The 13589-nt window shown below is 64.4% G+C and carries 9 protein-coding genes; 4 read left to right on the top strand and 5 right to left on the bottom strand.

Features of this window, described 5'->3' with window-relative positions; translation table 11 throughout:
- Together hemDX and hemC are read right to left on the bottom strand one after the other, a co-directional pair.
- Positions 1-2010 (bottom strand): fused uroporphyrinogen-III synthase HemD/membrane protein HemX, encoded by a 2010-nt coding sequence (gene hemDX / locus BLQ92_RS23275; protein WP_090686887.1) that lies wholly within the window; start codon positions 2008-2010, stop codon positions 1-3.
- On the bottom strand, positions 2010-2993 hold the full coding sequence (gene hemC, locus BLQ92_RS23280; protein WP_090686888.1) for a hydroxymethylbilane synthase: 984 nt from the start codon (positions 2991-2993) through the stop codon (positions 2010-2012). The genes hemDX and hemC overlap by 1 nt, the downstream gene beginning before the upstream one ends.
- Before the next feature lie 391 nt (positions 2994-3384).
- On the opposite strand from hemC, the gene ppc reads away from it, so the two are divergent.
- Positions 3385-6537 (top strand): phosphoenolpyruvate carboxylase, encoded by a 3153-nt coding sequence (gene ppc, locus BLQ92_RS23285; protein ID WP_090686889.1) that lies wholly within the window; start codon positions 3385-3387, stop codon positions 6535-6537.
- A gap of 46 nt (positions 6538-6583) precedes the next feature.
- On the opposite strand, the gene BLQ92_RS23290 is transcribed toward ppc, so the two are convergent.
- Positions 6584-7336: a class I SAM-dependent methyltransferase gene (locus tag BLQ92_RS23290; protein WP_090686890.1), complete on the bottom strand. Its 753-nt coding sequence runs from the start codon at positions 7334-7336 to the stop codon at positions 6584-6586.
- A 168-nt stretch (positions 7337-7504) separates the two neighbouring features.
- Here BLQ92_RS23290 and BLQ92_RS23295 point away from each other — a divergent pair, with 168 nt between their 5' ends.
- Entirely contained in the window at positions 7505-8320 is an 816-nt protein-coding gene (locus BLQ92_RS23295) for a helix-turn-helix transcriptional regulator (protein ID WP_090686892.1), read from the top strand.
- A gap of 122 nt (positions 8321-8442) precedes the next feature.
- On the opposite strand, the gene BLQ92_RS23300 is transcribed toward BLQ92_RS23295, so the two are convergent.
- A complete protein-coding gene (locus tag BLQ92_RS23300; RefSeq protein ID WP_090686894.1) occupies positions 8443-9252 on the bottom strand; it encodes a polysaccharide lyase family 7 protein in 810 nt (269 codons plus the stop codon).
- Between the two features lie 507 nt (positions 9253-9759).
- On the opposite strand from BLQ92_RS23300, the gene argH reads away from it, so the two are divergent.
- Both argH and BLQ92_RS23315 read left to right on the top strand, forming a co-directional pair.
- Positions 9760-11166: an argininosuccinate lyase gene (gene argH / locus BLQ92_RS23305; RefSeq protein ID WP_090686897.1), complete on the top strand. Its 1407-nt coding sequence runs from the start codon at positions 9760-9762 to the stop codon at positions 11164-11166.
- Positions 11167-11865: 699 nt separating this feature from the next.
- The gene (locus BLQ92_RS23315) at positions 11866-12789 is read left to right on the top strand and encodes a bestrophin family protein (protein ID WP_090686902.1); all 924 of its coding nucleotides are present in this window, start codon (positions 11866-11868) and stop codon (positions 12787-12789) included.
- 84 nt (positions 12790-12873) lie between these two features.
- Here BLQ92_RS23315 and BLQ92_RS23320 read toward each other — a convergent pair whose 3' ends face one another.
- Entirely contained in the window at positions 12874-13587 is a 714-nt protein-coding gene (locus BLQ92_RS23320; protein ID WP_090686904.1) for a lysozyme inhibitor LprI family protein, read from the bottom strand.
- Positions 13588-13589: the final 2 nt, after the last annotated feature.

Consider the following 13589-nt stretch of genomic DNA (forward strand, 5'->3'; position numbering starts at 1 on the left):
TTAACCCCGGCTCCGGTATTGATTGACGGCCTGCAGGCTCGTATTCAGGTTCGGCACTTCCACCGCTGCCGAACCGGTGTCGACATCCTTGACGAGTTCGCGCACGGTTTGCGTGCGTTTGGAGGCGTTGTCGAAGTACCGCGCGAGCGCCGCGTCGGCGGCGTGCAGGTCGGACTTCAGCGTGGTCTGGTTACGCGAGAGCAGCGCGAGACGCGCCGACAGCAGGCGCAGCTTCAGGTTCTCGCGCACGAAGTAACCCTGATCCGGCGTGACCAGCATCGCATCGGCATTGTCGATGCGGCGCACCTGCACGAGGCTCGTCAACTGCTGGCCAATCCCGGCCGAGAACTCCTGCCACCACACCTTCCAGCGCGGCTCGCCGGTAGCCGCCGCGACCTTGGCGGTATCGGCGGGCGGCATGGCGTGCGGCACGGTGTGAGCGATCAGCGCTTCGCCGTCGAGCGGCAGTGAGTCGACCTGATCGATCGCGTTGTCGAGCTTGATGGCGAGGCCCGTGAGATCGGTCGAAGGGGCGGACTTCAGCTTGTCGATGTCCTGTGCAATCGCCTTGCGCACCGCCAGCGCCTGCGGGGAGTCTGACGCCGCAAGACGCGTGTCCGCGCTTTGCAGTGCGAACAGCGCGAGTTGCGTGTTGCCCGTCAGTTGCAACTGCTGGCTCGCGCTCGAGAGCATTTGCCCCACTTCGGCGAGGGTCCAATCGTCGCGATTGCGCGCGAGGTCTGCGTACTGTTGCTGCAGCGCCTGCTGGGCCTGTTGGGCATCGGCCAGCTTGCCGTCGAGTTGCGACATCTGCGAATCGATGTCGTGAACGGTCGTCACCGCCTGATCGGTTTTCACGCGCAGTTCGGCGGTTTGCGCATCGTTGGCCTGCTGACGCTGGGTCAACTGCTGATCGAGACGGATCACCTTGCGATTAAGCGCAATGCCGCCCGCCGTGGCGGCACAGGCGACGATCACGACGACCAACCACAGCAACGGTCCGCTCGCGCTGCGGCGCTGTTGCGCTTCGTAGGGCGTGAAGGGAGGATTGGGCGGCAACGCAGCGGTTGTAGCCGGCTGGGGTGAAGCGTTCGTGGATGCGTTCGATTCAGTCATGCGTGAGTGAGCCGGGTTGGTCGGTACCGGTTGAACAACGGGAGGTACGGCTAGAAGCAAGGCATGGGCAATGCGCTCATCGCCCGCACCGGACACCGTAATGCTATCAAAACCCAGTCCGCGCGCGGTCTGCGCGATGCGTGGGTGTGGCGTGACGAGGGTGGCGCGCTTCAGTTGCGCGATTTCGCCGGTGTTCAGATGTTCGCGGGCGAGTTCGTCCAGATTGCGCACGCCCTCTGAGCTGGTGACGAGCCACGCATGCGGCTCGCCCGCCAGCAGTTCGTGCACCCGCGTCCAGGCGCCGATGGACGGCTCCGGCACGAGCCGCCGGTAGGCCGCCACGGTCTCCACTTCCACGCCTGCTTCACGCAGACGCTCGGCCAGCCACTCGCGGCCGCCGTCGCCGCGCACGATCAGCACGCGCTTGCCCTCGAGCGAGGCAACCTCGAGCGCAGCGTCGATCGCCGCAAAGAGGCCCTCGGAGTCGAACCGCGCCGCCTCGTCGTCCTCCGCGGCCGACGGGCTGATCACGCGATACGCCGGCGCTTCTACGCCGTGACGCGCCAGCGCCGCGACGCTGCCCGGCCCGACTACGCCGACCGGCAGCGCATGCGGCCAGATCGAGCCGAACTGGCCGAACGCGTAATCGACCGCGTTGGGCGAGACGAACACCACTAGCGCATAGCGTTCCAGCGCGCCGAGCGCCGCATGCAGCGGTCCCGCGTCCTCGGCGGGCGCGATGTCGATCAGCGGAAACTCGAGCGTGGCAATGCCGGCCGCCGCCAGTTGCGCCGCGAGCGCGGCCGACTGCCCCGCCGGACGCGTGACCACAACCGTATACCGCGCCTTGCCAGGCGAGTTGGGGGATGAGTTGACGCTAGCCTGCTCCGCCATCACGCGTCAGTCGCCGGACCGCTCGCCGTGCTGAGCGCACGGACGATTTCAAGCGCGCCCTGGCTTTCGAGGGCGTCCGCAACCTCGCGGCCCAACTGCAGCGCGCGTTCGACGGTCGGCGCCGGCGCCGAGGCCTGGGCGCTCAGCACCCTCTGGCCATCAGGCGTCGCAACCATGCCGCGCAGATGCAGCGCGCCGTCGTGCCACGTGGCATACGCCGCGAGCGGCACTTCGCAACTGCCGCCTAGCGCGCGCGAGACCATCCGCTCGGCCTCGACCGCCGCAGCGGTGTGCTCATGATGCAGCGGCGCGAGCCATGCCGCGAGTTCGGGGCGCCCCGCGCGAATCTCGATGCCGAGCGCACCCTGCCCTGCAGCCGGCAAGCTGTCTTCGGGATCGAGCAAGGCGCGGATGCGTTCGCCCAGACCCAGGCGCTTCAGACCCGCAGCGGCCAGAATGATCGCCGCATAGTCGCCACGGTCGAGTTTGGCCAGACGCGTATCGAGGTTGCCGCGCAACGGTTGCACGACCAGTTGCGGATAGCGCGTGCGCAGCATCGCCTCGCGGCGCAGGCTGGAGGTGCCGACTACGCTGCCCGCCGGCAATGCCGCGAGGGAATCGTAGGCGTTCGAAACGAAGGCATCGCGCGGGTCTTCGCGCTCCATGATGGTGGACAGCTCGAAACCCGGCGGCAGCTCCATCGGCACGTCTTTGAGCGAATGAACGGCCAGGTCGGCACGGCCTTCGGCCAGCGCGTTCTCCAGTTCCTTCACGAACAGGCCCTTACCACCAACCTTCGATAAGGTGCGATCGAGAATCTGATCGCCACGTGTCGTCATCCCGAGGATTTTTACGTCGCAAGATGGATATAATTTGTGCAGCGCACACTGTACGTGCTCAGCCTGCCACATCGCGAGGCGGCTTTCCCGCGAAGCGATGACCAGGGTAGAGGGCGGTGGCGCCGAAAGCGTCTCGGAATTCATTGCAAGGTCACTGGATGACGGGAGGTAATAACAAACAATGTTAGCACGCGCCCCTACCTCGCTTTAGCGGCCCGATGGCCGTGCCGGCGCGTCGGTGTTGGAGGAGACAGGCTCGCGCCGGGTGCATCGCAAGCCTCGAGCCATCGCTGTGCCGCCGTTCACGCACGATCGTTCGCGCGCTATCAGGCATCATGCGGGATGATGCAATGCGGCGCACCGCGTGACAGCACTTGGGGCCTCTCCTCTCCCGCGTGCTTCCTGCAGCGTTTGTTGCCGCTCTCGTCGTGACCGAAGTTTCTGCAGTTCCCGCAGTTCGTACGTAGTTCATGCGTAGTTCGTGTAGTAGCAGTCCATCTCTCAATAGACCCTGGCTTCCCTGAGGAAACCCATCGTGACGTCTTCCGGATCGGCGCGCCCTGCCCGCCGCAACACTGCATCGCTCAACGGTTCTGCGGGTGCGCCCGTAGTCGCCCCTACCGCACCGGCCACGTCCAGCGCCCTCGCCAAACGCAGCGCCGAGCGCCCCGCCAAGACCGCGCAAGCCGTCAAAACGGCCAAGGCCGCCAAGGTCGGGAAGGCCGATAAAGCCGCCAATGCGGCAAGCGCCGCGAAAACCGGCAAGTCCTCGAAGACCAAAGCCGGCGCCAGCACGCCGGCCAGCAACGGCACGGCCGCCACGATCCTGCATGAAGTGTCGAAAGACACGGTAGCGCCGGCGCCGAAAGCCGGCAGCCGCACGCGTGAAGACAAGGACCAGCCGCTTTTCCAGGACATCCGCTATCTGGGCCGCCTGCTCGGCGACGTGGTGCGCGAGCAGGAAGGCGACGCCGTGTTCGACGTGGTCGAGACGATCCGGCAAACGGCGGTGCGCTTTCGCCGCGAAGACGATAGCAGCGCCGCGCAGACGCTCGACAAGAAGTTGCGCTCGCTGAGCCCCGAGCAGACCGTGAGCGTCGTGCGGGCATTCAGCTACTTTTCGCATCTGGCGAACATTGCTGAAGATCGCCATCGCAACCGCCGCCACCGGATTCACGCGCTGGCCGGTTCGACCTCGCAGGCCGGTACGATCGCTCATGCACTCGACCGGCTGATGGAGGCCAACGCGGCCGCCACGCCGGTCCTGCAGCAGTTTTTCAACGACGCGTTGATCGTCCCGGTACTGACAGCCCACCCCACCGAAGTGCAGCGCAAAAGCATTCTGGATGCGCAGCACGACATTGCGCGGCTGCTCGCCGAGCGCGACCAGCAGTTGACCGAGCGCGAGCGCGCCCACAACGAAGCGATGCTGCGCGCCCGCGTCACCTCGCTGTGGCAAACGCGCATGCTGCGCGACGCCCGCCTGACGGTGGCCGACGAAATCGAGAACGCGCTGTCGTACTATCGCGCCACCTTCCTCGAAGAAATCCCGGCCATGTATGCCGACGTCGAAGCTGCGCTCGCCGAGCACGGTCTCGACGCCCGCCTGCCGGCGTTCTTCCAGATGGGCAGCTGGATCGGCGGCGACCGCGACGGCAATCCCAACGTCACGGCCGCCACGCTCGAAGAAGCCATCACGCGCCAGGCCGCGGTGATCTTCGAACATTATCTGGAGCAGGTGCACAAGCTCGGCGCCGAGCTGTCGGTATCGAACCTGCTGACGGGCGCGAGCGACGCGCTGAAGGAACTGGCGGCCGCCTCGCCGGACCAGTCGCCGCACCGCGTCGACGAGCCGTACCGCCGCGCGCTGATCGGCATCTACACGCGCCTCGCGGCAAGCTCGCGGGTACGCCTGGGCGAAGGCGCAGTGCCGTTGCGCAGCGCCGGCCGCGGCGCAGCGCCGGTGCGCGCGCAACCCTACGAGGACTCCGATGCGTTCGCGCGCGACCTGCACGTACTGATCGATTCGCTGGCCGAGCACCACGGCGCCTCGCTGGCAAGTCCGCGCCTGTCGCCGCTCGCGCGCGCCGCCGAAGTGTTCGGCTTCCACCTTGCCAGCATCGACTTGCGGCAAAGCTCGGATATCCACGAAGCGGTGATCGCCGAATTGCTCAAGCGCGCCGGCGTCGAAGCCGACTACGCAGCGCTGTCCGAAGCCGACAAGCTGCGCGTGCTGCTATCCGAACTCGCGCAGCCACGCCTGTTGCGCTCGCCGTATCTCGAGTATTCGGATCTGGTGAAAAGCGAACTGGGCGTGCTCGAAGCCGCCCGCGTGACGCGCGAGAAATTCGGCCCGCGCGCCGTGCGTAACTACATCATCTCGCACACGGAAACCGTCAGCGATCTGGTGGAAGTGATGCTGCTGCAAAAGGAAACCGGGCTGCTCAATGGGCTCCTCGGCGACGCGCACCATCCGGCCAAGGCCGGCCTGATGGTGATTCCGCTGTTCGAGACGATCCCCGACCTGCAAAACGCTCCGCACATCATGCGCGACCTGATCGCGCTGCCGGGTGTCGATTCGCTGATCGAACATCAAGGCGGCGAGCAGGAAGTCATGCTTGGCTATTCGGACAGCAACAAGGACGGCGGCTTCCTGACCTCGAACTGGGAACTGTACCGCGCCGAACTCGCGCTGGTGTCGCTGTTCAACGAACGCGGCGTGACGCTGCGGCTGTTCCATGGCCGTGGAGGCACAGTAGGACGCGGCGGCGGCCCGACTTACCAGGCCATCCTCTCGCAGCCGCCGGGCACCGTGGACGGCCAGATTCGTCTGACCGAACAGGGCGAAGTGATCGCCAGCAAGTTCGGCAATCCGGAAATCGGCCGCCGCAACCTCGAAACCGTGGTCGCCGCGACGCTCGAAGCCTCGCTGCTGCCGCACGGCAATACGCCGGCGCAGTTGCCGGCCTTCGAGGAAACGATGCAGCAATTGTCCGACGCGGCGATGGCCTCGTACCGCGCGCTGGTCTATGAAACGCCCGGCTTCAAGGAGTATTTCTTCGAGTCGACGCCGATTTCGGAGATCGCCGAGCTGAACATCGGCAGCCGTCCGGCCTCGCGCAAGCTGCAGGATCCGAAGCAGCGCAAGATCGAGGACCTGCGGGCGATTCCATGGGGCTTCTCGTGGGGCCAGTGCCGCCTGTTGCTGACCGGCTGGTACGGCTTCGGCAGCGCGGTGGCTGCGCATCTGGACGGCGCGCCCTCCGATGCCGAGCGGGCCCGGCGCCTCGCGCTGCTCAAGAAGATGCACAAGACCTGGCCGTTCTTCTCGAACCTGCTGTCGAACATGGACATGGTGCTGGCGAAGACCGACCTCGCGGTCGCCTCGCGCTACGCTGCGCTCGTGACCGACAAGAAGCTGCGCAAGCATGTGTTCGAGCGCATCGTGGCGGAATGGGAGCGTACGTCGAAGGTGCTCTCCGAGATCACGGGCAAGAGCGAACGGCTCGCGGACAATCCGCTGCTGGCGCGCTCGATCAAGAACCGCTTCCCGTATCTCGACCCGCTGAATCACTTGCAGGTTGAACTGCTCAAGCGCCACCGCGCGGGCGATACGAATGCGCGCTTGCGGCGCGGGATTCACCTGACCATCAACGGTATTGCGGCGGGGCTGCGCAATACGGGTTGAGGCAGGTTTTGCGCCGACGGGCGGATGCTCCGCCCGTCGGCGCCCCTCAGTTCGCCTCGATCATCAACGCGTCGAGCTTGAACGAGCCGTCCTCCTGCACATCGAAATACTGGCGCACCTCATCTGGCGCGCTGGTCCACAACGAGCGGATCGCCACCACGCGCGGCTCCGGCGTACGCATACGCGCCACCCACGAGGCGAACTCGATCGGCAGGCGCCAGCGCTCGCGAATCGTCGCCTTGAAGCCCGCTGCCGCGAAATAGGCCAGCCACTCGTCCGCGCGATAGTCGCGGATATGCGAGGCATCGCGCAGCACCTCGACCGCCTGGATATGCGTGTCGAGCAGCGGATGATCGATGCCGGCGATATCGATGAACAACACCCGGCCGCCCGGCTTCAGCACGCGCCGCACTTCGGCCAGCGCCTTCGGCACGTCGTGCCAGTGATGCGCGCTCATCCGGCTAATGACCCAGTCGAACGACGCATCGTCGAACGGCAGGGTTTCCGCCGCCCCTTGCTGGGTGCGGATGTTGTCGAGACCCCGCTCTTTGGCGGCTGCGGCAACCGTGGCGAGCATCTGCGGGGCGATGTCATAAGCCACCACGGCTTGCGCATGCTGGGCAGCGGCAAAGCTCGCGTGCCCGGCGCCGCATCCCATGTCGAGCACCGTGGCGCCGGGCGTCGCCGCGATGGACGCCGCCAGCGTTTGCAGATCGGCGCCGGTGGCGTGCACATGACTCGTCAAATAAGACGCAGCAGTCGAGCCGAAGGCGTCGGCGACCTGATCGTGATGCTTCATGAGGGCTCCCTTACTCTTGGTGGCGAGGATGGAACGGTGACTCGGGATCGCTTGCGAGCCACATCGCGGCGCGCATGCGCCGTTCCAGCCGCTACAATAGAGCCCACCCTGTACCAGTACAAGTTAAGCAATTATTCTGGTATCGCCAACACCCCTCTTGCTGACACGATGAGTACGCCGCCCTCCGCCGAATCGTCCCCGCCCCCGCTCGATGCGACGCCCGCTCACGCGCTGGGCGATTTCATCCGCGCCCACCGCGAACGGCTTTCGCCGCAGGCAGTCGGTCTGCCACCCGGCCCGCGCCGACGCACGCCGGGCCTGCGCCGCGAGGAAGTCGCGCAACTGTGCGGGGTGAGCCCCACCTGGTACACGTGGATCGAACAAGGACGGCCGGTGTCGGCCTCCGCCGATGCACTGGCGCGGATCGCCGTCGCATTGCAACTGTCGCGCGCCGAACGGGCCTATCTGTTCGAACTGGCGGCGCAGCGCGACCCAGCCGAGCCAGACCCGGCCGCCGCCGACGCTCCCGCAACACTGCTCGAGACAGTGCAACTCGTCAACGCGCCAGCTTATGTGCTGGACCGGCAATGGAACGCGCTGGCTTGGAACGAGCGCGCGGCCGACCTGTTTGTGGGCTGGCTGGACGGCACCCATGACCGCAATCTGCTGCGTTTCACGTTCACGGAACCGGCGGCGCGCGAACTCATTGTTGACTGGGAAACCCGGGCACGGCGGCTCGCCGCGGAGTTTCGCGCGGACTCGATCCGGCACCTGAGCGACGCACCCACACGCGGCCTGATCGATACGCTGACGAGTACGAGCGACGCCTTTGCGCGCTTCTGGGCCTCGCAGGACGTGGGCGAACGCGAAGGCGGCCGACGCGAATTCAACCATCCGCGCGATGGCCGAGTGGTGTACGACCAGATCACGTTCAAGCCGGCGCACCGGGAAGATCTGAAACTGGTGGTGCTGGTGCGCGAATAAGCGCTACTGATCGAACGTGCGCATGTTGTACATGCGGCCGTAAGCGCTGAAGAACGATCGAAGTAGTGCCCCGTCGCTTCCGGGGCACTTCGGCCACACCTGACCAGTATGAACAGAAACGCCTACTGGTGTGTCAGCGTCAAAGCGGAGAACTTGACGACGGTGCCCGGGGTCGTCAAAGGCGTGCCCGACACAGCGGATTGATCGTAGTCGCCAGCCTTGAAGTAGAAACTTTCGCCATCGAAGCTGGAATCCATCGTAAAGGTTTTCACCGTCCCGTTGACCGTCACGGTAATCGTGGTGCCGGTCAGGCTCAGCTCATAGTTGAACGCCGTGCCGAGCGGAACGCTGGCAATGGCAGTCGTCGTCGAGCTTCCGCCCTGGTTAGTACTCTCAAGTAACAGCTGCACCACACCGCTTGAGGTGAACTGCAATTCGCACAGAGGCTTGCTGGGTCCGCTACCCTGAAAAATCTGGCCGATGGTGGTGTGGTTCGGCACCTGGGTCACGGCGACCGTGGCGTCCAGCTTGTTGGTGCCGTCCGTGCTCCAGATTGCGTTTTCACGCAATTCGACTCGTGGATGCAGCGAACCGGAGGTAGTCCAGCCCTGGGCGGGATCCATCATGACCATGGAACCGTCCGAGCTGTCGGTATAGAAGTAGTACGGGTTCGTGTAGCCGGCGGCAAGCTTGGCGCCACTGACTGTGTCGACCTTGCCTGACGAGCCCGTCGGCAACTGCAGCGTAAACGGCGTGAGATCGAAGTTCGACCCCGGCGGACTGGTGGTGCTGAGCGCTGGCAGCGCTACATCTTGAACCACTTGCTTTTGAGCAACTGCCGCCGCTCCGCCGCCGGGGCTCCCGCCGCCGCACGCCGACAGCATGCTTACCAACAGCGCCCCAATTAAACAGGTCGCGATTCCGCTCTTCATTTTGCCTCCGTTTTTCTACTGGGTTGAAATGCCACAACGTTTTGACAAGCCGATTATTTTTGAGATATTCCTTTGGGCAACGTTTTCCTTATGAAACATAATTATCGGGCGTCACCTTGTCTTTATCTAATATTATCAGCGAGTACAAATTGAGTAAACGTTTTCCAAACGTTGCCCAGCAGAAGGACTTCCGTCACGCTGATTAAGGCGCTTTGTCGTATGCAAATCGCATGTGATTAGCGCTGCGCTGAAGTGATCGACGGCAGGCTCGAGCCCGTATCCCGCGAGGATCGCGAACTGGCGGTACAGGAACGCGAGCCATGGCCGCTCTGGCCGCCCCCATCTTTCGACGGGCTTCGACGGGCTTCGACGAGCACGGCGCGTCGCCGGCAGCGTCTTTAAGGCCCGCGGCCGGTGTTAAAATCTCTGTCTTTGCACGCTTCGGCGGCGCCTGCGACAGTGCGGGCGAATGCATTCAGCCTCCTCACAGCTCAACTGCCCAACACCATGACGTCCCAACTGCATAAAAAAGGCGAAGCCTGGTCGGCTCGCTTCTCGGAGCCGATGTCGGAGCTCGTCAAGCGCTACACGTCGTCGGTTTTCTTCGACAAGCGACTGGCGCTCGTCGACATCGAGGGTTCGCTGGCGCACGCCGCGATGCTGGCCGCGCAGAAGATCATCGGCGCCGACGACCTGACGGCCATCCAGCGCGGCATGGCGCAGATCAAGGGTGAGATCGAGCGAGGCGAGTTCGAATGGCAACTCGACCTGGAAGACGTACACCTGAACATCGAAGCTCGCCTGACGGCGCTGATCGGCGACGCGGGCAAGCGCCTGCACACGGGCCGCTCGCGCAACGACCAGGTGGCGACGGATATCCGCTTGTGGCTGCGCGGCGAGATCGACCGGATCGGCGGCTTGCTGAAGGATCTGCGCACGGCGCTGATCGACCTGGCGGAGCAGAACGCTGAAACGATCATGCCGGGCTTTACGCATTTGCAGGTGGCGCAGCCGGTGACGTTCGGCCACCACTTGCTGGCCTACGTGGAGATGTTCACCCGCGACGCCGAGCGCATGCGCGACTGCCGCACGCGCGTGAACCGCCTGCCGCTAGGCGCGGCGGCGCTGGCTGGCACGAGCTACCCGATCGACCGCCACGCGGTGGCGAAGACACTGGGCTTCGATGGAATTTGCGCTAACTCGCTGGACGCGGTATCGGATCGCGACTTTGCGATTGAGTTTACGGCGGCGTCGGCGCTGGTGATGACGCACGTGTCGCGTTTCTCGGAAGAGCTGGTGCTGTGGATGAGCCCGCGCGTGGGCTTTATCGACCTGGCGGACCGCTTCTGCACGGGCTCGTCGATCATGCCGCAGAAGAAGAACCCGGATGTACCCGAGCTGGCACGCGGCAAGACGGGGCGCGTGAATGGTCACTTGATGGCCTTGCTGACGTTGATGAAGGGTCAGCCTCTGGCGTACAACAAGGACAACCAGGAAGACAAAGAACCGCTGTTTGACACGGTCGATACCGTTGCCGATACGCTGCGCATTTTCGCGGAGATGGTAGCGGGAATTACGGTTAAGCCGCAGGCTATGCGGGCTGCGGCACTTCAAGGTTTTTCGACTGCTACTGACCTGGCAGATTATCTCGTTAAGCGTGGCCTGCCGTTCCGCGATGCGCATGAGGCTGTGGCACATGCTGTGCGGATTTGTGTTGATCGTAATTGCGATTTGGCTGATCTTTCTCTCGATGAGATGCGGGCGGAATTGCCTAATGTGGCGCATCTTATCGGGGAGGATGTGTTTGAGTATTTGACGCTTGAGGGGTCTGTGGCTAGCCGGAATCATCCTGGTGGAACCGCGCCGGAGCAAGTACGTCAGGCTGTGGCCGCTGCGCGGCTGGCTTTGAAGTAGGGGTTTGGTCTTTTTGCCTGCGGCGCCTTGGTTTTGTGGTTTTCTTATGGCGTTGGCCTTTCCTTGCATTCTTATCGGTCTATTAGCTTCGCCCCTGTGCGGGGCGGCACTTACTTTCTTTGCCGCCGCAAAGAAAGTAAGCAAAGAAAGCGGGCTCACCCCGCTAGTTGATAGTAAGCCGTCTCGGTTTGCTACCGGGAACGGCCCAAGACAAGACCTGCCCTCGCATTTCCCACGGTTGTGACACAGCGCTCATCCACCCCACTCCGCACTACGTGCGTCGCGGATGGGTATGCCTGGGAAAGCGGGCAGCCGCAATAGTTAGAATACCTACGGAATTGGCAGAAGGCGTTCTGCCCGGCGGCGGGGCGCGCAGCGCGACGCTGGAACGGATGAGTGCTGTGTCACTGAGTGGGAATGTGCGAGGGCAGGTCTCGTCTTGGGCCGTTCCCTGTGGCAGTCCGAGACGGCTCACTACGAGCTGGCGGTTGTCAGCCCGCTTTCTTTGCTTACTTTCTTTGCGGTGGCAAAGAAAGTAAGTGCCGCCCCGCACAGGGGCGAAGCTAATAGACCGATAAGAATGCAAGGAAAGGCCAACGCCGTAGGCAAACCAACAAAGAGCCGCCGCAGGCAAAACAAACACCACAGGAGCGATAATACCCAAACCGACCGAAGGTCAAAAAAACCAAACCCCTTGCGATGATCATCCGCCCCCACCTCCACTGGTTCCGCATGCTGCTAGCCTGGCGCGGCTCGGTTCTCCCGCGACTACTACCACGCCTCTTCCTGATCTTCTGCATCTCGATCGTCGCGGTGGCCGTCCACGACCACATCCTGAACATCACGGTCAACCTAAGCACAACACCGTTCTCCCTCATCGGCATCGCGCTAGCCGTCTTCCTCGGTTTCCGAAACAACGCCAGCTACGACCGCTGGTGGGAAGCCCGCAAGCTCTGGGGCCAACTCCTCAACGACGCCCGCTCCATGACCCGCCAGGCCCTCACCCTGCCCCGCGAGTCACTAAGCAACGACGAAGTCAAAGAATTCGTGCAGTTGCTCAGCGCGCTCCCCCACGCACTGCGTCACCAACTCCGCAAAACCGATCCCCGCGAAGAGCTGGCCGCGCGCCTGCCCGCGCCCCTGCTTGAACGTGTCATGGCATCGCGCTATCGCCCCACCACCCTCATGCTCGTGCTCGGAGAATGGGTGCACCGCCAGGCGCGCGCAGGCGCCATCGACCCGATGGCCATGCTGGCCTTCGATCGCAATCTGAATTCACTCTCGGATGTCATCGGCGGATGCGAGCGTATCGGTTCTACGCCGCTGCCTTTTGCCTACTCGGTGATGATTCACCGTACCGTCTACTTCTTCTGCGCGGCGCTGCCGTTCGGACTCGTCGAGAGCATCGGCATCTTTACGCCAGTCTTCGCCGTCTTCGTCGCGTATGCCTTCATGGCCCACGAAGCCATCGCCTCACAGCTCGAAGACCCCTTCGGCATCGACGACAACGACCTCGCCCTCAACATGATGTCCGTCTATATCGAGGACGCCATGCGCGATCTGCTCGGCGAACCGGCCCTCGTCATCCCCGGCCCGGAAGAAGAGCAGTTCATGGTCAGCTAATGCCCGCACCGCTGGGCGAACCCAAAGGCGACCCACAGATACACCAAACAGCGGTGCCCTCAAGCACCGCCGCGCGTGGCCCGTTCAGTCGTTGCCGACCGTCTCCGACAGGCGCTTGAGCGTCGCCACCCGCGCGCCGATGATGTCCACCCGGCCGCGCTCGTCGGTCACCGCCGTCGCCGCCACCAGATAAGCGTTCCACGCCCGCTGTGCCTGCACCAGGGTCGGGCGGGCACGCGCCGGTAGCTTCGTCTGCAGACGGTGGTAGTAGCGGTTCATGTCGAAGGTCGCGTGCTCGCACAGTGCATCCGCCGAACACGCGCGCGGGCGAACTGGTGCGGTCGCGCCGGTAGCCGCACCGGCAGCCGCGCTGCGCAGCGCCAGCGCGCGGTCGCGAACCGGCTGCAGTTGCATGTCCGCTTCACCGATCTGGTACATGGCGCCGTGCGCCGTCGCAAAGACCGCGTCGAGCAGCGGCGCCTGCGCATCGCGCGACGCCTGCCAGCGCGTCTGGCTTTCTTCCCACACCTTGCGCCGCGCCGGCGGCAGCTTCGCCAGAAGCTGCTGCCACGCGGTGTTCATCGCGGCCTGCCAGCCGAAGCGGGCCTTCTCCATGCACTGCAACTGGCCCGCCGTCGAGGACATGTCGCTGCGCGCCAGACAGGCGCGCATCGCCGCGTCGATCGGATCGGCCGCGGCCACTTCGGCGCGGGCGTTGATCGTCATGGTCGACGCCGCCGCCAGCACTACCGCGATGGCAAGCCTGCGGGCGCCGCCGAGCCGTTGCAACCGCCCCATCT

This window comes from Paraburkholderia phenazinium (assembly GCF_900100735.1).
Lineage (GTDB): Bacteria > Pseudomonadota > Gammaproteobacteria > Burkholderiales > Burkholderiaceae > Paraburkholderia > Paraburkholderia phenazinia.

Coding starts and splice junctions, on each gene's coding strand:
- hemC (WP_090686888.1), bottom strand. CDS start 2,993: ATGAATTCCGAGACGCTTTCGGCGCCACCGCCCTCTACCCTGGTCATC.
- BLQ92_RS23315 (WP_090686902.1), top strand. CDS start 11,866: ATGATCATCCGCCCCCACCTCCACTGGTTCCGCATGCTGCTAGCCTGG.
- hemDX (WP_090686887.1), bottom strand. CDS start 2,010: ATGGCGGAGCAGGCTAGCGTCAACTCATCCCCCAACTCGCCTGGCAAG.
- BLQ92_RS23300 (WP_090686894.1), bottom strand. CDS start 9,252: ATGAAGAGCGGAATCGCGACCTGTTTAATTGGGGCGCTGTTGGTAAGC.
- BLQ92_RS23295 (WP_090686892.1), top strand. CDS start 7,505: ATGAGTACGCCGCCCTCCGCCGAATCGTCCCCGCCCCCGCTCGATGCG.
- argH (WP_090686897.1), top strand. CDS start 9,760: ATGACGTCCCAACTGCATAAAAAAGGCGAAGCCTGGTCGGCTCGCTTC.
- BLQ92_RS23320 (WP_090686904.1), bottom strand. CDS start 13,587: ATGGGGCGGTTGCAACGGCTCGGCGGCGCCCGCAGGCTTGCCATCGCG.
- BLQ92_RS23290 (WP_090686890.1), bottom strand. CDS start 7,336: ATGAAGCATCACGATCAGGTCGCCGACGCCTTCGGCTCGACTGCTGCG.